We start from the raw sequence: 19,022 nt of genomic DNA, 5'->3' as shown, positions 1-19,022 counted from the left end.
TTGCAGCTGCACTTTTTACACTGGTAGGTTTTTTAGAAAGAACCAATTTTTAAAAACGGTTCATTTGAAATTTACCACGATTCGTTAGAATTTTCCACCTATTCATTAGTACGGTTTTGTGTGCAGGAGAATTATTTTTATTTTACAGCAATGCAAAGGAGTTGTGTGATAATCTTTTTCCTGTTATGCTGGTTTAAAGCACAAAGCCAGGATAATCCCTATATTTTTTCTCACCTGGATGAAGAAAATGGTTTGAGTAACAATATTGTCAATTGTTTTCTGAAAGACAGTAAAGGAAGGTTCTGGATTGGTACTTATAATGGCCTGAACAGGTTTGATGGTTCAAACTTTTATTCCTATAAAAAAAAGAAAAACAGCAACTCTATATTAAACGAAGTGGTACAGCAGCTTTGCGAAGATAAAAATGGTAATCTCTGGGGCGCTACTGATGCAGGCCTGTTTTGTTACCAGCCAGGTAAAGATAATTTTATCAACTATCCTATCAGGCAGGGCGATTCTGTTACTTATTTTGGAAACATTGCTTGTGATTCGTCGGGTAATATCTGGGCCACCAATCATTATTTTGTTTTCAGGTACGACCCGGTAAAAAACCAGTTTGATAATGTTTTTAAAACAGTAGTCTATTCCAATCAGCGGGAGGGATTTCGTATTACAAAGAACGGGTTGATCGTTGATGCTTCGGGAAAAGGATTATGGCTGGCCACCGAAGGTGGGATCATGTATTATGATATCAGTAAAAATGAGCTGTTGAATTTTGCAACCAGGAATACCGACTCCCTTTTTGCAAAAAGAGCTACATCAGCAATGAGCATGGCACCGGATGGAAACATCTGGTTTTCGGATAATAGCCGAAAAGCACTGGTCTCATTTAACCCCTCAACAAAAAAAATCGTCCGGGAAATAGGCCTCAGTAAAGAATTACCGCCATTAAAGGGCACTGCAACTTTTGAAGACAAGGATCATCGCTTGTGGTATTCCAACTGGGAGCGAAGAGTGCTGGTGGTAGATCTATCAAAGGGAAACAAGATAGAAGAAATAGTACATGATCCCCAGGACAAGGGATCTATTACTGCTCAATTTTTTTGGGCTGTTTACCAGGATGATGATGGTACCATCTGGCTGGGCACCCATTCCGGTATATCCTTATGCAATCCTTATGCAATTATGTATAAAAGATTTCACCTGAAGGATAAAGTGAAAGAACTGAACGGCAGTTCAATTTATATGGCGGAAGAGAATGCTGTTGATAAAAGCATCTGGATAATGACAAGTACAGCAGTTATTATCCATTATTTTCCTGAAACCGGTAAATACACAACTTATGATTTTAAGCAGGCAGCTGCCCGAAGCGATGGAACAAAACCAGGGATAGTTAATATGGTGCGGTTTTTAAAAGATAGAATAATTATTACTACAGAAACAGGTGCCTGGCAGATCTTAAATAACACCAATAAGATAACTCCTTATAATTTCTTACCCGCTTCATTTAGGGATTTTAAATGCTGCGAATTTGCAAATGATGCAGACTCCCTACTTTATTTTAATGATGGCAGGCAGGTGCTTCAGTGGAACTGCATAACCGGAACAACACACTTGTTACAATTTTCACCCGAACCTGATTTGCCCAAAGACGGCACTCTTATATCTGGCATTATGGTTTCGCCTGATCGCACATTGTGGTGTAAAACATTGAATGGAGCAATAGCTTTTAAAAATAACAATTACAGTTTTACAACACGAAAGCTGACCAGTTTCACTCCCAATGAAATAGGCTACTTCACCGGCATGACGGCTGACGTCAATAAAAATGTTTGGGTGATTAAACATGGTATAGGAATTATCCAATATAATGCCGTCAATAATAAAATACAAGTGCTGGATGAAGAAGATGGCTTGCTGGTAAACAGGATGCAGCATATTAATACGGATCGTTACGGCAGGTTATGGAGTGTCTATTTCAACAAGGTATCTGTGTACATCCCCGAAACAAATCGTTTCCTGAATTTTATACTCAAGGCAGAAGATGGAGAGTTAAACTATAACAGCTATTTGTCAAAATTGGCTAATGGCAACCTGCTTGCTGCTGCTGATAAAGAATTATTTGAGCTTATACCTGGCAGGATCAATGTAAGTCCGGTCAGCCGGGCCCCACAGATCAGTCAAATGAAAGTTGGGTCCACTGAAATTAATGTGTTCGCCAGTAATAAAATTGTTTTAAAGCCTGATGAAAATACTATTCGATTTCGTTTTGGCTATAACGTTAGTAAAGAAATATTTCCGTACGATCTATTATATAAACTGGAAGGCGCAGAAACAGCATGGACAACTGCCGGTGAAAATCATGAAGCATTGTATAATAACCTTCCGCCCGGGGATTATAAGTTCATGGTTGAGGTAAGAGGCAGGAATAAAACATGGAAAACAGAAGATGCTGTATTAAGTTTTACAATTGCAACGCCGTATTATAAGTCCAGCTGGTTTTTGATCGGTATACTGCTTTTCTCCGGAGGCCTGTTGTTTTTTATTTACCGCTACCGCGTTGCTCAAAAAGAAAAACTACTATTGCTGGAAAGCAAGACGCAATTACTGGAAAAGGAAAAAGCATTAGTAATGTATGAAAACCTGAAGCAGCACCTGAATCCCCATTTCTTATTTAATTCACTTACTTCTCTCAGCAGCCTTATCAGGCTTGACCAGCGAATGGCAGGCGATTTTTTAGATAAGATGAGTAAAGTATATCGTTATATTTTAAAGAACAGGGATAATGAAGTGGTGCCCATAAGTGAAGAGCTGAAGTTTGTACAAATGTATATCGACCTGCAGCAAACAAGGTTTGAAAAAGGTTTGCAGGTGCACATGCGGATAGACGAAGAGTATCTGCATAGAAAAATTGCACCGGTCACACTTCAAAACCTGGTGGAAAATGCCATTAAACATAACACGGTCAATGCAGATTCGCCATTGATCATTGAATTATTTGTAGAAGATAACTGCCTGGTGGTGCAGAACAACCTGCAAAAGAAAAAATTTGTGGAAACCAGTAACCGGCAGGGATTGGCCAATATGCAATCACTATACAGGTACCTGGGCCCCCGGCCAATGGAGATCCTTGAAACGGATAAATATTTTATTGTTAAAATACCTTTGATATGAATGCTGTAATAATAGAAGATGAAACCCTGATAGCAAAAGAGCTGCAGTATAAAATTGCAACAGTGGCGCCGGATGTAAAAATAGTATATGTATTGCCCAGCATTAAAACCGCTTATAAGTGGTTTATGGAAAATGCCGAACCTGACCTGCTTTTTGCTGATATACAGTTGAGTGACGGAGTGAGTTTTGAAATATTTGAGCGGTATAAATTCAAATGCCCGGTAATTTTTACCACCGCTTATGATGAATATGCCATTAAAGCCTTTAAGGTAAATGGTATTGATTACCTGCTTAAACCTATTGACGAGGAAAACCTGAAAACTGCCATAGACAAGGCAAGGGAAATTGTTAAGAGCAGAGCAGAGTACCCGAAAGATATACAACAGTTACTGACCATGATGACCAATCCGCAGGCTACAGTTAACCGTTATAAAGAAAAATTTATAGTAAAACAGCGCAACAACTGGATCCCGGTATTTACAAAAGACATCGCCTGTTTTTACAGGGAAAACCTCAACTACCTGGTAACATTCGGCGGGGAGAAGTACATTATTGATTTTACTACATTAGAAGAAGTGGAAGAACTGCTGGATCCCCAGCTTTATTACCGGGCAAACAGGCAAAGCCTTGTACACATTGATGCGATCCAAAGCATAAAACCACACGAAAATCAAAAATTAACGCTCACTTTAAAAGCTCCATTAAAGATGGAGCAGGATATAAGCCGCGACAAAGCACCCTCGTTTAAAAAGTGGTTTGAAAGATAGATCACCAATTCCGGATTCTTCTTATGCAACTGACAAAAGAGCAAATACAATTGGTAAAGCAGTCCTGGAAATCGCTTCGCGGAATCAATCCGGATTTGATAGCAGATATTTTTTACACCAAGTTATTCAACGATAGCCCCAGGTTGCGAAAGCTGTTTCCCGACAATATGCAATTGCAGTACAGCAAATTAATGGATATGCTTACTGCTATCATCACCCAACTGGACAGATTTGAAGCAATCAGCGAAGAGATCACCGCCATGGGCAAACGACACGATGGCTATGGTATAAAGCCTCACCATTATGAATTGGTTGGAAATGCCTTACTCTGGACCTTAAAGCAGGTATTAGATGTTTCCTGGACAACAGCAACAAGCGAAGCATGGGCTCAATGTTATAATGACCTTGTACTGATTATGACAAAAAGGTAATGGGTTTTATCACAATTCAGTTTGAGCAGAGCCCTGGTATGTAGCATGAAAAAAACTGATCACCCGGTTAATTAAAGCAGCAGGCCTTTCGGCCAAAAAAAAAGCCGGAAACATTACTGTTTCCGGTTGTGTAGCCCCGACAAGAATCGAACTTGTATCTAAAGTTTAGGAAACTTCTATTCTATCCATTGAACTACAGGGCCAGCATTCTATATTTCAGAATTTTGGAGGGCAAAAGTAATTATTTCTTGCCACCTGTTCATAAAAACCAGCATTTATTTAATTACATTTAGGCTCAAACAGCTTAAATATGAAAAAAATCAGGGTTGCCCCGATAATTGGCCTCTTAATATTGCTCCAGACCGCCTCTTTTGCCCAAAATAAAGCCAGCCTTAACCATATTGCCCATTACGTAGTAAACCTTAAAACCAGTACCGATTTTTATATGCATATTGTGGGGCTCGACAGTATCCCGGAGCCCTTCCATGATGGTAAACATACCTGGCTCAGTGTGGGTTACAAAAGCCATTTACATTTAATACAGGGTGCCGCGGCAGCTTACGATCTGCCGAAGAACAGCCATCTCTGCTTTACCGTTCCTTCTGTTACAGACTTTATCAAAGTACTCGAAAAAAACAAGATCGGGTACGAGAACTGGGCGGGAGAAAAAAATGCGGTTACCCTGCGGGTGGATGGGGTAAAACAGATCTATTTTAAAGACCCCGACGGCTACTGGCTCGAAATAAATGATGCAAAAGAGTAATGGGCATTTTGGCGGCAAACCGTATCTTTGCCCTCCAAAATTTTAGCGATCATGAAGTGGTTGAACCTTTTAATTAAGTACCGCCTTTGGCTGGGACTGGTTTTTTTAGCCCTTGCCATTTATACCAATATGCAGGCCGGTTTCTGGCCCTCTTTTATTTTATATTTAATTGCTGTTATTGCCATCGTGGGTCATTTCCTGGTGGGTCCATTGCGTTTATTGCAGGAGCCTATGGAGAACGGCGATATGGAAACAGCCAAAAAAATACTGGACAGTGTATGGTTTCCCGGCCTTTTATTAAAGCCCGTACGTTCTCAATATTATACACTTAAAGGCAACCTGGCCATGGTAGACCAGGATTATGAAGGCGCCGAAGAGATGATGAAAAAAGGTCTTTCGCTGGGTGGCAGCATGACCAAACAGGCTGAAGGTCCCAACAAGCTGCAGCTGGGCATGCTTTGCATACAGCGTGGCGATATGAAGCAGGGCGAGAGCTATATCCGCCAGGCCATACGGGCAGGGCTACCCGATAATGAAAATAATGCAGCTGCCTATTTACAACTTTGCTCTATCATGATGAATAAAAGGGAATTCAGGGCTGCCAAAGATTATTTCAGGAAGGCAAAAAGCTATAAGCCTACCACTCCGCAAATTGTTGACCAGATAAAACAACTGGAAAAATATATTACCAGGATGCCGGGATAAATGTCGCGGCTACTTTCGTAAAAATAACTGTGCCCTTGCGTTTTGCGCCACTTCCATTGGATTGGTGCCGGCATTAAATGGTCGCCTGTTGCCAAAGCTTTCCACCGATACAATACGCCTTACCGGTATATTACGCGATAAAAAATAATTCTTTACTATTGAAGCCCGGTCCATTGCCAGCTTTTCACATACGGCATTGATCCCTTCTGCAGGATACGCATGGCCTTCGATGGCAACATTCAACGCAGGATTTTCCTTCAACACATTGATCACACTGTCCAGCGCTTTATAAGTATACGCCGCCAGCGATGATACCTGGAATTCGAAAGGAATAATAATGGCATCTTTATCAGGGCAACCTTTATTCTCTTTATAGCCATACGATTCGGGACAGGCATCATCTGCATCTGCAATGCCGTCATTGTCCTTGTCGGATATCACTACAGGTTTGGGCGGCGACGGGTACTGCATGTGCAGCTCTGCCTTACAGTTAAGTATATGCCCGTCTTTATTTACATCGCTGTTCTTGGATTTTAATTTGCCCATGCCACGTACCAGTGTAATGCGGGCAGGGTCTACCCCGCGGCCCAGCATATAATCTTTTACAAACAACGCCCTGTTCAGCGAAAGATATTTGCAAATGGTATCGCTGCCTTCATCCTGGTGGGCATAGCCATCAATGGAAACCTTGATAGCAGTATCTTTCAGCATCAGTTTTACCACGCTGTCAATCACTTCAAAAGTAAACTGGTGATAAAGTGCAGATTGTTTATAATCAAAAGGGATGAGGATGAGCGTGGAATCGCTGCCGGTGGGCCGGTTGTTATTAACCGGTTTCAATGCAGGGTGCGCATTTGCAATAGCAAAACTCATCAAAAACATTATCAATAAAGGATATACAAACTTTCTCATCCGCTAAAATCAATTAAAAGATACGACTATTAAGCAATAATGATACCGATTAGGGTCAACGGGTTGCACGGGCACTGTTATTTTAGAAATATTTACCATTATTTAAATTTTTCTGCAACTGTTTTGTACCGGTAATCAAATATCTTTTTTAATTGTCGTTTTACAAATAAAGCATGTGCAATATCGCCCAAAAACCAAAAGGGTAATTTATAATGCACAATATCGGTCATTTCCACGCCGCCATCCACCACTTTAAAATGGTGCTGGTGATGCCACAGGCTGTAAGGTCCAAAGCGCTGTTCATCCACAAAATAGTTTTTGTCTTCCACATGCGTTATCTCCGTCATCCAATAAAGCGGAATGCCCAGTACCGGGCTCACTTTGTATTCTATCAGCTGGCCGGGGTACATTTTATTGCCATGATGTTTAGAGATGGTCCGGAAGTTCATATCATTCGGTGTTATCTCCTGTAAATTATCAGGACTGCTGAAAAAATCCCAGGCGGTTTGCAGCGAAACGGGGATCAATTGCGTGGTTTTGATACTATACACCTTGCTCATAACGTAGCAACAAACATAAGGTATTTTTGTTCTTTATCAGGTATCTTTGGTACATGCCCGATTACAGAGATCATTTACAGAAAAAATTCAACGAAGAATATCAACGGCTCAACACACAGCAGCAAAAAGCGGTGGATACTATTGATGGGCCCGTGATGGTAATTGCCGGGCCCGGCACCGGTAAAACGCAGATACTCGCTGCACGGATTGGTAAAATATTGCTTGACACTGATGCCCTGCCCGAAAATATTTTATGCCTTACCTATACCGATGCCGGTACCATTGCCATGCGCAAAAGGTTGCTGCAGTTCATTGGTGCCGATGCCTATAAAGTAAACATCTACACCTTTCATGCTTTTTGTAATGATGTGATACAGGATAACCTGTCACTGTTTGAAAAAACATCGCTCGATGCAGTGTCGGAACTGGAAAGCATCCAGCTTTTTAAAACATTGATCGATTCCTTTCCAAAAAATCATGCTTTAAAAAGATACCGGGGCGATGTGTATTACGAGATCAATAATTTAAAAGGCCTGTTCTCTGCCATGAAGAGAGAGGGCTGGACACCGGTTTATATCAACGAAAAGATCGACGAATACATCAACGACCTGCCCTTGCGGGATGAATATATTGCCAAGCGTGCTGTAAAAGATTTTAAGAAAGGCGATGTGCGTACAGATAAGATAGCGGAAGAAAAAGAAAAACTGGAAAAGCTGCGGGCAGCTGTAAATGAGTTTGATAATTATCAAAACCTGATGCGCAAAAGGAACCGCTACGATTTTGATGACATGATCAACTGGGTGATAAAAGTATTTGAAGAAAATGCCGCTGTGCTGCTGAATTACCAGGAAAAATTTCAATACATACTGGTGGATGAATACCAGGATACCAGTGGTATACAGAACAGGCTGGTACAACTGCTCATCAGTTATTGGGATAAACCCAATGTGTTTGTGGTGGGGGATGATGACCAGAGCATCTACCGCTTCCAGGGCGCCAACGTGGAGAACATGCTGAACTTTGCCAGCACCTATACAAAAGACTTACTAACGGTGGTGCTTACCAGCAATTACCGCAGCACACAACCCATACTGGATATTTCAAAAACGCTGATCAATAAGAACGAAGAGCGCCTTGTAAAAAAGATCGATGGATTGAGCAAGGAACTGATCGCATCCAATACAAAGATCAATACACTTACAAACCCTCCGGTCATCAACGAATACAATTCTGTAAAGGAAGAGATGGCGGGTATTACCCTACAGGTTACAGAACTGTTACAGCAAAAAACTGAACCGGGCAGGATAGCCGTGATCTACAAGGAAAATAAATACGGTGAGGAGCTGGCCAGGTATTTTCGTTTAAAAGGTATACCGGTATACAGTAAACGAAGCATCAATATCCTGGAAAATGCCTTTGTAAAAAAATTGATCCAGCTGTTGCGCTACTTAAATGCCGAGCACGATATACCTTATGGTGGTGATGAAATGTTGTTTGAGATATTGCATTTTGATTTTTACAACATCCCTCCTATCGAAATTGCAAAACTTACAGTAGAAGTGAACCAGCGCCGCTACAATAGTGAGCCTACTTCAATCCGCAAATTGTTATACGATAAGGCCAACCAACCGGCACGGGATCTTTTTGATACGGGCATTAATCCTCAGCTAAAAAATGTAAGCGGCATTATTGAGCAACTGATCGTCGACGTATCGAATGTTACACTGCAGCAATTGTTTGCCAATATCATACAGCATGCGGGTATACTCCCTTACATGATGCAGAGCGATGACAGGTTAACATTGATCCAGTTACTGAGCGCCTTGTTTGATTTTATTAAAGAAGAAACCAGCCGTAATCCTTTACTGGGCCTGGAGGGTTTGATCGCCATCATCGACCTGATGGAAAAAGAAAACCTGCCCCTGCCCATGATACAGGTGGCGGGCAACGAAAAAGCCGTGAACCTGCTTACGGCGCATGGCAGTAAGGGGCTGGAGTTTGAGCAGGTATTTTTTGCAGGCGTTAATGCCTCTTCGTGGGAAAAGAAAAGGAAACCCGGCGGTGGTTATAAATTCCCCGATACCATGTTCTCTTCCCAGCCGGTTTCATCTGATGAAGAAGAATTGCGTCGCTTATTTTATGTAGCGCTTACGAGGGCGGAAAAACATTTGCACCTTTCTTATGCAAAATTCAAGAACGATGGCAAGCAAATGGAACCATCCATGTTTGTAGCCGAAATATTGCAGCAACACCAGTTGCCCGTTGAAAAAATTGAGTTGCCGGCAATAACTGTTGCCGATTTTGAAATGCTGCAGTTCAATGCACAGGCGCCCGAAATTGAAAAGGCCGAAGAAGATTTTATCAGCGCTTTGCTGGATAAATTTGTAATGAACGTAACTGCGCTCAATAATTATTTAAAATGCCCGCTGCAGTTCTATTACCAGAATTTGATACGCATACCCACCGGTAAAAGCGAGGCTACTGAATTTGGTAGTGCGATTCATTATGCGCTGGAAAAATTATTCCGCAAGATGCAGGATGGTAAGCAGGAAACCTTTGCTTCCAAAGATGAGATGATGGCCGATTTTAACTGGTACATGCACCGCCACCGCGAAAACTTTACCAAAGAAGCATTTGAAAGAAGAATGGAATACGGAGATGAAGTGTTGCGCAATTATTACGATAAATACATTAACAGCTGGAACAGGGTGGTGGCTGTGGAAAGAAATATAAAAGGTGTGGTGGTGAATGGGGTACCCTTAAAAGGTAAACTGGATAAATTGGAGTTTGATGGTAAGAATGTAAATGTGGTGGATTACAAAAGCGGTGATATTGATAAAGCCCTGCCCAAATTAAAAGCGCCGCACGATAAAGAACCCAATGGCGGCGATTACTGGCGGCAGGCTGTTTTTTATAAGTTACTTGTGGATAATTACCAGCAAAAAGATTGGAAAGTGATCAGCACTGAGTTTGATTTTGTGGAGCCTGATAAAAAGAAAGAATACCGCAAGGAAAAGATCGTGATATCACCTGCCGATACCGAAACAGTAAAACAACAACTCACCGATACCTGGCAAAAGATACAGGCCCGTGAATTTTATACCGGCTGCGGAAAAGAGGATTGCCACTGGTGCAATTTTGTAAAAGATAACCAGCTGGCAGTGGCTTTGCACGACCTGGAGGAGGAAGAAGAGGAAGTATAATTAGCCATACAATTTGTATATTTGAATACAATTTTTATATGTCAGCAATAAGAAAAAAATTAATTGAAGAAATAAACAAAGCCCCTGAAAGTACGGTCAAGGAATTGTATAAACTGCATTCTTTGGTTAAGCAGGAGAAGATGGATAAAACTGCCTGGCAAACTTTAACTGAACCGCAAAAAGTTAAAATATCAACTGGTCTGCGTCAATTGAAAGAAGGGAAAGGTATTACTGCAAAAAAGGCAATGTCTGCATTAACGAAAAAATATGGCCTTGCCTAAACAGGTTATAATTTCCCCCGAGGCTTTAAATGACCTGGATGAAACCTATGCCTGGATCTTATATAAGTTTGGCAAACCGACTTTAATTAACTTTCATGAAAGATGGGCTGCTTTTTTAAACCTGATCTCTTTACATCCAACTATTTTTCCTTACTTAAACAAATGAAAAGGGCTGTGGAAATACACTTTATATAAAAGAAACCTGGTGGTTTATAAAAACAAACGCGATCACATTGAAATTATAGCCATTTTTAACACCTGGCAAAATCCCAAAAAGCTAAATAAATTTTAAATACGGTTTTTACACCTGCTATGCTGATTAAACCCTTTAAGTTTGCAGTTCAATACCAATTAATGAGAGCGACGGGCCTTTTATATTCACTGCTTATTATTGCGCTTTGCGGCATTATCACCATCGGCAGCAATGGCTGCGGGCAGATTGGCGCCATATCGGGCGGTGCAAAAGATACTTTACCACCGGTATTGGTAGATGCAAAACCGGAACCGGCCACCACCAATTTTACAGGCAATAAGATCAGCTTTAGTTTTGATGAATACATTGATGAACTGCAGGATATACAGGCCAACATCATTGTTTCGCCTTATCCAAAACAAACTCCGGAATTCAGGACTAAACTTAAAACTGTTTCCATAAAATTAAAAGACAGTTTGCTGCCTAACACTACTTACTCTATCAATTTTGGCAGTGCTATTAAAGATGTGAATGAAGGCAATGTGTTGAAGAATTTTACCTATGTTTTTTCAACCGGGCCGGTGATCGATTCTATGCGATTATCCGGTAAGGTGGAGTTGGCTGAAACCGGTAAAACAGACAGCACGATGATAGTGATGCTGTACCGCAATGCAGTTGATTCCACCGTTGAAAAAATAAAACCCAACTATATTGCTTTTGTAAAAGGCGATGGCAGTTTTAGTTTTTATAACCTGCCGCCGGGCAATTTTAATATCTATGCATTAAAAGATGGTGATGGCGGCAAGACCTATAATTCCAAATCGGAATTGTTTGCCTTTTTAGATAAGCCTGTTACTTCAGAAAAAGACAGTACCAGCCCGGTAACTTTATATGCTTACGCCGAAGAAAAAGATATCAAGCAGCAACCCCAGGCCAGTACTACCACCAAACCCAAAACCGCTGCACAAAAGAAATTAAAATACACCCTTTCCAATGGTGGTGAGGGGCAGGATCTGCGTAAAGATCTGGTGTTGCAATACACCAGTGCCATTAAAAAATTCGACAGTTCAAAGATCATTTTAACAGACACTAATTATGTTCCCATTTCCGGTGTGCATTATTTGCTGGACAGTAATAAGATCGTTTTGAAGCAGGCCTGGAAGGAAGAAACAGATTACAGGCTCATCATCAATAAAACTGCGGTTACGGACAGTACCGACAGCACTATTGCCAAAACAGATACCATCCGTTTTAAAACAAAGCGGGAAGCTGACTATGGCAACGTGGTATTGCGTTTCAACAATATCGATCTAAAAAAACACCCGGTGATACAGTTTGTACAACAGGGCGATATAAAGGAATCTTTTGCCATCACCAGCCAGGAATGGCGCTACAAATTATTTCCGCCCGGCGAATACGAGATAAGGATATTGTTCGATGATAATAACAATGGCCGCTGGGACCCCGGCAGTTATTCCAAAAAACTGCAACCCGAAAAAGTGATCGCCCTGCCTAAAAAAATATCTATCCGCGAAAGCTGGGATAATGAAAGTGAGATCAACCTGTAATGAATAATTTTTCATATTGCAGTAACTGCATTTCTTGTAAAGAGCAATCATTTTAAGGCATTATCAATTATTCATTATTTCATTATCCATTATCTTTGCCTCATGGTCTTCTCCTCCTCTCTTTTAGAAAATGCGGTGAACGAATTTGCAAAACTGCCCGGCATTGGTAAAAAAACTGCCCTGCGCCTGGTATTGCATCTTATTAAACAGGATGTGAATGATGTGACCGGTTTTAGCAATGCAGTGGCTACTTTAAGACAGCAGATAAAATTCTGCAGCCGCTGCCATAATATTTCTGATAAAGAGTTGTGCAATATCTGCAGCAATAATCTACGCAAGCAGGAAATGATCTGCGTGGTGGAAAATATCCGGGATGTGATCGCTATTGAAAGCACCCAGCAATTCAACGGTGTATATCATGTTTTGGGTGGCATCATCTCTCCGCTGGATGGTATTGGCCCCGAGCAGTTACAGATAGAATCGCTGATAGACCGCGTGAACAAAGAAAACACCACCGAGATCATATTTGCACTTAATCCCAATATCCAAGGCGACACCACTATTTATTATATCGGCAAAAAACTCAAATCCCTGCCGGTAAAGATCACCACCATTGCCCGGGGCATTGCCTTTGGCGGCGAATTGGAATATGCTGATGAAATGACCCTTGCCAAAAGTATCAGCAACCGCATTCCTGTAGAGAATTATATTACTGCCGGTAATTAAACAGCGCATTTTTTTCTTCAAAGCAACCCTTCCGCTTATTTCATCGTTGTAATGATTACACCTGGTTGATGTAATTATTATGACACGCAAAACAAAAAAAACTATCCTCTTAACCATCCTGGTTTTAATACTGGGCGCTGCTGCCGTGGGGTATTATCTCTATAACAAAAAGCATTTTAGCGTACAGGATAGTACACCGGTGGCAGACATTGCAGCTACTGATCTGCACCGATCTTTCATGACTGATTCTGCTGCAGCAAAAAATAAATTCATCGGCGATGAAGTGAATCATAAAGTAATAAAAGTACAAGGTGAGGTAAGTGAAGTAAAAAAAGATCAGCAGGGTACTTTTATTGTTTTGTTAAAAACCTCTACCGGCGGGGCTTTCATCAACTGCAGTATGGAAGGTAAAGTAGAGAACATCAATACCGGCAGCAAAATTGCAGTAAAAGGAATTTGTACAGGATACAATTTTGATGCAGATATGGGCATTCCCGGCGACGTGATATTAACACGTTGTTTTATTGTACAATAAAAAAAATCAATGATAAAATGAAACGTATAATCTTGTTGGTATTGGTTGCAACAACCGCTTACTATGCTGATGCACAAAAATATTTTACCAAGAATGGCAGCATCTCTTTCTTTTCCAAAACAGCATTGGAAGATATCAAGGCAGATAACAACCAGGTAATGGCTGTTATCAATACGCAGAGTGGCGAATTGCAGTTCTCGCTTTTAACCAAGGGCTTTCATTTTAAAAAAGCATTGATGGAAGAACATTTTAATGCCGATTATATGGAAAGCGATAAATTTCCCAAAGCAACATTTAAAGGCAACATCACCGACCTGTCGAAAGTTGATTTTACAAAAGATGGCACTTATCCTGTAACTGTTTCCGGCGACCTTACCATTCACGGAGTAACCAAAAAACAAACGGCCAGCAGTTCTGTTACTGTTAAAAACGGGCAAATAACCGGCACTTCAAAGTTTATGGTTACCGTTGCCGATTATAATATCAGCATCCCCAAAGTATACCAGGATAATATCGCCAAAACTGTAGAGGTAACGGTAGCCTGCAATTTCGACCAGAAGATGTAGTACAGGCGTGCCTTTTAACACGATCTTACAAAAGCCATAACATTTTGTGTTATGGCTTTTCTATTGTATTTTTGCAGCAGAATAACAGGCAGATTTGTTTATTGTTCAGCCTTTAAAAGAACTAATAAACGTCCAAGAAACTCCAACTGAGCTTTTCCAGCGTTTAATAGTTCAAACTTATTTTATTGTGAACTGGGCTTTTACAACTATGGTCATCATCGTTGTGTCACTCACTTGTACTGTATACCAGTGATGAGCCTCTAAATTTGTAATAGTATGCAAACGATCAAAGAAGCATTAAAAGAAAGGATATTAATTATTGATGGCGCCATGGGCACCATGATACAGCGCCATAAATTACAGGAAGCCGATTACCGTGGTGAAAGGTTTAAAGACTGGCATACCGATGTAAAGGGTAATAATGACTTACTGAGCATTACCCAGCCAGAGATCATCATTGGTATTCATAAACAATACCTCGATGCCGGTGCCGACATTATTGAAACCAATACTTTCAGCAGCACCGTTATTGCACAGGCTGATTATGACATGCAGTCGGTGGCTTATGAAATGAATGTGGCCAGTGCACAATGCGCCAGGGAAGCCATTAAGCGTTCAGGTAAAACAGCCTGGGTGGCGGGTGCTATCGGGCCCTTGAATAAAACCCTGAGTTTATCGCCTGATGTGAACAACCCTGGTTTTCGTGCAGTAACTTTTGATGAAGTGGCTGCCGCCTATACCGAACAGATAAAAGGTTTGGTGGAAGGGGGCGTGGATATTCTTTTAATTGAAACCATTTTTGATACGCTGAATGCAAAAGCCGCTATTTACGCTGCCAAGCATTTTTTCAGGAAAAACAATTTGCCCGAACTGCCCATCATGATCAGCGGTACTATTACCGATGCCAGCGGAAGAACACTGAGCGGACAAACACTGGAAGCATTTTACACCTCCGTGGCACATGCCAACCCATTAAGTGTAGGATTGAATTGTGCGCTGGGCGCTTCGGAAATGCGGCCGCATATTGAAGAGTTATCGCAGATAGCCGGTTGTTATGTATCGGCTTATCCCAATGCCGGTTTGCCCAATGCATTTGGCGAATACGATGAACAGCCGCACGAAACTGCTCATATCATTGAAGAATGGGCTGCCAATGGCTGGCTGAATATTGTGGGTGGCTGCTGCGGCACCACGCCTGATCATATCAAACATATAGCAGATGAAGTAAGGGAATTTAAGCCAAGGCAATTACCGGTATTAGAGGAAGCATTATAAACGGATTTTTTGAAGTCACAAATTGTGACTTCAAGTTGAAGATAAACCTGGTCCTTAGAAAAGTCAATAATTAATCATTTAAAAAATTAATTGTATGACGAAAGCTAAGTCAGCCGTAACTAAAGTAACGGAAGAAAAAATTGTAGAGAAAGTGTATTGGATCCGTGGGATGAAAGTGATGCTGGATAAGGATTTGGCGGAAATGTATGGAGTGGAAGTAAAAGTATTGAACCAGGCTGTTAAGCGTAGAATTCAACGCTTCCCGGATGATTTTATGTTTCAACTAACTGAAGAAGAATGGAATTCTTTGAGGTCACAATTTGTGACCTCAAAGAAAGGGCGAGGCGGAACAAGGTATTTCCCCTTTGCTTTTACAGAACAGGGTGTTGCCATGCTTTCATCCGTGCTTAATTCTGATACGGCAATTGAGGTAAATATCCAGATCATAAGGGTGTTTACCAAAATGAAAGCCCTGCTGTTTGACAATAAAGAACTTTGGCATAAAATAGAAAAGATAGAGCGGCACCTGGTACAGCATGACGAAGAAATAAAAACAATTTTTGAATACCTTAAGAAATTATTGATACAAGAGAATAAACCAAGAAAAGCGATCGGGTTTCCGTACCCCAACAAAAAATAATTATGAGCGAGACGATACATATAAAACCATTCTTACGCCTTAGCGGCCTGGAGCCTTTGGTGATACGCCCCGAAACCAATTTTGTGAATGTGGGTGAACGTACCAATGTAACCGGTAGTAAAAAATTTGCACGCCTTATCAGGGAGGGGCAATATGAAGAAGCATTATCTGTTGCAAGGCAGCAGGTGGAAAGCGGTGCGCAGGTAATTGACGTGAACATGGATGACGCCCTGTTGGATGGCGTACAGGCCATGACCACTTTTTTAAACCTGGTGCAGGCTGAGCCGGATATCGCCAAGATACCCATCATGATCGACTCTTCTAAATTTGAAATTATAGAAGCCGGTTTAAAATGTGTGCAGGGTAAGTGTATTGTAAACTCCATTTCGATGAAGGAAGGAGAAGCCAAATTTATTGAGCAGGCCTTTGTTTGTAAAAGCTATGGTGCTGCAGTAATTGTAATGGCTTTTGATGAAGTAGGCCAGGCTGATACCAAGGCACGAAAAGTAGAAATATGTCACAGGGCTTACAAGATACTTACAGAACAGGTGGGTTATCATCCGCAGGATATCATTTTCGATCCCAACATTTTTGCGGTGGCTACCGGTATTGAAGAGCACAATAACTATGCAGTAGATTTTATTGAAGCCACCAGGGAAATAAAACAACTGATGCCTTTAACAAAGGTGAGCGGTGGTGTAAGTAATGTATCTTTTTCATTCCGTGGTAACGACCATGTAAGGGAAGCGATACACAGTGTATTCCTGTACTATGCCATTAAAGCCGGTATGGATATGGGCATTGTAAATGCCGGGCAATTGGTGGTGTATGATGAAATTGAGCCAACATTAAGAAATCTTTGCGAGGATGTATTACTGAACAGGAATAATGATGATAACGGCGCTACTGAAAAGCTGATCGCTTTTGCTGAAACAGTAAAAGCAAAAGGCAAGGTTGAAGTAAAGGATGAAAAATGGCGTGCAGATGAAGTGGAAAAAAGATTAACGCATTCTCTTGTGAATGGCATCACCGATTATATTGATTCCGATACGGAAGAAGCCCGTTTAAAATATCCCAAACCTTTGGATGTGATCGAAGGACCATTGATGGACGGAATGAATGTGGTGGGTGACCTGTTTGGTGCAGGTAAAATGTTTTTACCGCAGGTGGTTAAAAGCGCCCGTGTAATGAAAAAAGCAGTAGCCGTGCTTACGCCATTTATTGAGTTGGAAAAAGAAGAACGCAAAAAAGCAAATTTGGCGAACGGTAATGATACCGAAGAAGCAGCGGGTGCTGCAAAAATTTTGCTGGCTACCGTAAAAGGTGATGTACATGATATTGGTAAAAATATTGTAGGCGTGGTACTCGGATGTAACGGATACGATATTATCGACCTGGGTGTAATGGTGCCCACTGATAAAATTTTAGATACCGCCGTAAAAGAAAAAGTAGATATTATTGGCCTCAGCGGATTGATCACTCCTTCGCTGGATGAAATGGTGCATGTGGCACACGAAATGAAACGTAAAGGGCTGAAGCTGCCGTTGCTGATCGGCGGAGCTACTACCAGTCGTATGCATACTGCTGTTAAGATTGCCCCGCAATACGATGAAGGTGTAGTGCATGTGTTGGATGCCAGTCGTAGTGTAACCGTTGCCGGTAGTTTATTAAGCAAAGAACAAAAGCCGGATTTTTTACAGGGTATTAAAAAAGAATACGAAAAACTGGCCGAAGATTTTGGAAATAAAAAGTCTGTAAAATCATTTTTAACTTTTGCTGAAGCGCAGAAAAACCCTGCTGCTGTTAACTGGGATAAATTTGTGCCTGTAAAACCCAGTTTTATTGGTACCAAAACCTTTAATAACTACAGCCTGGAAGAAGTGGCTAAATACATTGACTGGCAACCCTTCTTTATTGCCTGGGAAATGCATGGTAAATTTCCCGCAATATTAACCGATAGTGTTATTGGTGTTGCTGCCACCAACCTGTACAATGATGCTAAAAAATTATTGCAAAAGATCATTGATGAAAAATGGCTGAACGCAAGAGGAGCGATTGGTTTTTGGCCCGCCAATAAAACTGCCCCGGATTCAGTTGATGTATTAAGCGATAGCGGAACTGTGCAGCTGGAATTTTTAAGACAGCAGATAAAAAAAGCAGAAGGTCAACCTAATTTATCACTGGCTGATTTTATTGCACCTGGAGAAAAAAACTACCAGGATCATATGGGTGCATTTGCTGTAACTATCGAAGGTATCGAGCCACATATCAAAAAATTTGAAGTTGCACTGGATGATTATAACAAGATCATTCTGCAGGCACTGGCCGACAGGCTGGCAGAAGCTTTTGCAGAATTGCTGCATGAAAAAACCCGTAAAGAATTCTGGGGTTATGCAACAGATGAGCATCTTAGCAATGAGCAATTGATCAAAGAAGAATACTTAGGCATCCGCCCGGCGCCGGGTTACCCTGCATGTCCTGATCATACAGAAAAGTATAAACTGTTTGACCTGTTAGGGGGCAAAGAAGCTACCGGTATTGAATTAACTGAATCTTTAGCCATGTATCCTGCATCATCTGTATCAGGCTGGTATTTTGCCAATCCTGAAAGTAAATATTTTGGTGTGGGTAAGATCAGCGAAGACCAACTGCATGATTATGCTGCAAGAAAAAATATGAGTATAGAAGAAGCCACTAAATGGTTAAGGCCAATATTGGAATAG

16 protein-coding genes and 1 tRNA gene are annotated in these 19,022 nt (G+C 41.1%); 14 read left to right on the top strand and 3 right to left on the bottom strand.

All coding sequences use genetic code 11. From position 1 onward, the window contains the following. Nucleotides 1-150: 150 nt before the first annotated feature. The 3 genes from QM738_RS08245 (at nt 151) to QM738_RS08235 (ending at nt 4,372) form a co-directional block, all read left to right on the top strand. A complete protein-coding gene (locus QM738_RS08245) occupies nt 151-3,174 on the top strand; it encodes a ligand-binding sensor domain-containing protein (protein WP_462276211.1) in 3,024 nt (1,007 codons plus the stop codon). Continuing rightward, nucleotides 3,171-3,941 carry a LytR/AlgR family response regulator transcription factor gene (locus tag QM738_RS08240; protein WP_462276210.1) on the top strand — a complete coding sequence of 257 codons (771 nt, stop codon included), beginning with the start codon at nt 3,171-3,173 and terminating at the stop codon, nt 3,939-3,941. The genes QM738_RS08245 and QM738_RS08240 overlap by 4 nt, the downstream gene beginning before the upstream one ends. Nucleotides 3,942-4,036: 95 nt before the next feature. Beyond that, the gene (locus QM738_RS08235) at nt 4,037-4,372 is read left to right on the top strand and encodes a globin domain-containing protein (protein ID WP_462276209.1); all 336 of its coding nucleotides are present in this window, start codon (nt 4,037-4,039) and stop codon (nt 4,370-4,372) included. Between the two features lie 131 nt (nt 4,373-4,503). On the opposite strand, the gene QM738_RS08230 is transcribed toward QM738_RS08235, so the two are convergent. After that, a tRNA-Arg gene (locus QM738_RS08230) sits at nt 4,504-4,575 on the bottom strand. Nucleotides 4,576-4,682: 107 nt separating this feature from the next. On the opposite strand from QM738_RS08230, the gene QM738_RS08225 reads away from it, so the two are divergent. Together QM738_RS08225 and QM738_RS08220 are read left to right on the top strand one after the other, a co-directional pair. Continuing rightward, nucleotides 4,683-5,135 carry a VOC family protein gene (locus tag QM738_RS08225; RefSeq protein ID WP_462276208.1) on the top strand — a complete coding sequence of 151 codons (453 nt, stop codon included), beginning with the start codon at nt 4,683-4,685 and terminating at the stop codon, nt 5,133-5,135. 51 nt (nt 5,136-5,186) lie between these two features. Beyond that, nucleotides 5,187-5,840: a tetratricopeptide repeat protein gene (locus tag QM738_RS08220; RefSeq protein ID WP_462276207.1), complete on the top strand. Its 654-nt coding sequence runs from the start codon at nt 5,187-5,189 to the stop codon at nt 5,838-5,840. A gap of 9 nt (nt 5,841-5,849) precedes the next feature. On the opposite strand, the gene QM738_RS08215 is transcribed toward QM738_RS08220, so the two are convergent. Beyond that, nucleotides 5,850-6,752 (bottom strand): OmpA family protein, encoded by a 903-nt coding sequence (locus tag QM738_RS08215; RefSeq protein ID WP_462276206.1) that lies wholly within the window; start codon nt 6,750-6,752, stop codon nt 5,850-5,852. 98 nt (nt 6,753-6,850) lie between these two features. Further along, on the bottom strand, nt 6,851-7,312 hold the full coding sequence (locus QM738_RS08210; protein ID WP_462276205.1) for an SRPBCC family protein: 462 nt from the start codon (nt 7,310-7,312) through the stop codon (nt 6,851-6,853). 53 nt (nt 7,313-7,365) lie between these two features. Between QM738_RS08210 and QM738_RS08205 the strand changes: the two genes are divergently transcribed. The 9 genes from QM738_RS08205 to metH all read left to right on the top strand — a co-directional run bounded on the left by QM738_RS08205 (nt 7,366) and on the right by metH (nt 19,022). Further along, a complete protein-coding gene (locus QM738_RS08205) occupies nt 7,366-10,515 on the top strand; it encodes an ATP-dependent helicase (protein WP_462276204.1) in 3,150 nt (1,049 codons plus the stop codon). A 38-nt stretch (nt 10,516-10,553) separates the two neighbouring features. After that, entirely contained in the window at nt 10,554-10,796 is a 243-nt protein-coding gene (locus QM738_RS08200; RefSeq protein ID WP_462276203.1) for a hypothetical protein, read from the top strand. Between the two features lie 354 nt (nt 10,797-11,150). Beyond that, nucleotides 11,151-12,557 (top strand): Ig-like domain-containing domain, encoded by a 1,407-nt coding sequence (locus QM738_RS08195; RefSeq protein WP_462276202.1) that lies wholly within the window; start codon nt 11,151-11,153, stop codon nt 12,555-12,557. Between the two features lie 102 nt (nt 12,558-12,659). After that, on the top strand, nt 12,660-13,283 hold the full coding sequence (gene recR, locus QM738_RS08190) for a recombination mediator RecR (RefSeq protein WP_462276201.1): 624 nt from the start codon (nt 12,660-12,662) through the stop codon (nt 13,281-13,283). Nucleotides 13,284-13,362: 79 nt separating this feature from the next. Next, on the top strand, nt 13,363-13,818 hold the full coding sequence (locus tag QM738_RS08185) for an OB-fold protein (RefSeq protein WP_462276200.1): 456 nt from the start codon (nt 13,363-13,365) through the stop codon (nt 13,816-13,818). A gap of 17 nt (nt 13,819-13,835) precedes the next feature. Continuing rightward, nucleotides 13,836-14,384 carry a YceI family protein gene (locus QM738_RS08180; RefSeq protein ID WP_462276199.1) on the top strand — a complete coding sequence of 183 codons (549 nt, stop codon included), beginning with the start codon at nt 13,836-13,838 and terminating at the stop codon, nt 14,382-14,384. Between the two features lie 276 nt (nt 14,385-14,660). Further along, on the top strand, nt 14,661-15,659 hold the full coding sequence (locus tag QM738_RS08175; protein ID WP_462276198.1) for a homocysteine S-methyltransferase family protein: 999 nt from the start codon (nt 14,661-14,663) through the stop codon (nt 15,657-15,659). Nucleotides 15,660-15,753: 94 nt separating this feature from the next. Then, a complete protein-coding gene (locus QM738_RS08170) occupies nt 15,754-16,299 on the top strand; it encodes an ORF6N domain-containing protein (protein WP_462276197.1) in 546 nt (181 codons plus the stop codon). 2 nt (nt 16,300-16,301) lie between these two features. Further along, nucleotides 16,302-19,022 (top strand): methionine synthase, encoded by a 2,721-nt coding sequence (gene metH / locus QM738_RS08165; protein ID WP_462276196.1) that lies wholly within the window; start codon nt 16,302-16,304, stop codon nt 19,020-19,022.

The sequence above is a fragment of the Ferruginibacter sp. genome (genome assembly GCF_049840995.1).
In the GTDB taxonomy this organism is placed as follows: domain Bacteria; phylum Bacteroidota; class Bacteroidia; order Chitinophagales; family Chitinophagaceae; genus Ferruginibacter.
This window is presented reverse-complemented; position numbering and strand designations above follow the sequence as displayed.

Coding starts and splice junctions, on each gene's coding strand:
- QM738_RS08175 (WP_462276198.1), top strand. CDS start 14,661: ATGCAAACGATCAAAGAAGCATTAAAAGAAAGGATATTAATTATTGAT.
- QM738_RS08245 (WP_462276211.1), top strand. CDS start 151: ATGCAAAGGAGTTGTGTGATAATCTTTTTCCTGTTATGCTGGTTTAAA.
- QM738_RS08200 (WP_462276203.1), top strand. CDS start 10,554: ATGTCAGCAATAAGAAAAAAATTAATTGAAGAAATAAACAAAGCCCCT.
- QM738_RS08185 (WP_462276200.1), top strand. CDS start 13,363: ATGACACGCAAAACAAAAAAAACTATCCTCTTAACCATCCTGGTTTTA.
- QM738_RS08215 (WP_462276206.1), bottom strand. CDS start 6,752: ATGAGAAAGTTTGTATATCCTTTATTGATAATGTTTTTGATGAGTTTT.
- QM738_RS08180 (WP_462276199.1), top strand. CDS start 13,836: ATGAAACGTATAATCTTGTTGGTATTGGTTGCAACAACCGCTTACTAT.
- metH (WP_462276196.1), top strand. CDS start 16,302: ATGAGCGAGACGATACATATAAAACCATTCTTACGCCTTAGCGGCCTG.
- recR (WP_462276201.1), top strand. CDS start 12,660: ATGGTCTTCTCCTCCTCTCTTTTAGAAAATGCGGTGAACGAATTTGCA.
- QM738_RS08205 (WP_462276204.1), top strand. CDS start 7,366: ATGCCCGATTACAGAGATCATTTACAGAAAAAATTCAACGAAGAATAT.
- QM738_RS08170 (WP_462276197.1), top strand. CDS start 15,754: ATGACGAAAGCTAAGTCAGCCGTAACTAAAGTAACGGAAGAAAAAATT.
- QM738_RS08225 (WP_462276208.1), top strand. CDS start 4,683: ATGAAAAAAATCAGGGTTGCCCCGATAATTGGCCTCTTAATATTGCTC.
- QM738_RS08220 (WP_462276207.1), top strand. CDS start 5,187: ATGAAGTGGTTGAACCTTTTAATTAAGTACCGCCTTTGGCTGGGACTG.
- QM738_RS08210 (WP_462276205.1), bottom strand. CDS start 7,312: ATGAGCAAGGTGTATAGTATCAAAACCACGCAATTGATCCCCGTTTCG.
- QM738_RS08240 (WP_462276210.1), top strand. CDS start 3,171: ATGAATGCTGTAATAATAGAAGATGAAACCCTGATAGCAAAAGAGCTG.
- QM738_RS08195 (WP_462276202.1), top strand. CDS start 11,151: ATGAGAGCGACGGGCCTTTTATATTCACTGCTTATTATTGCGCTTTGC.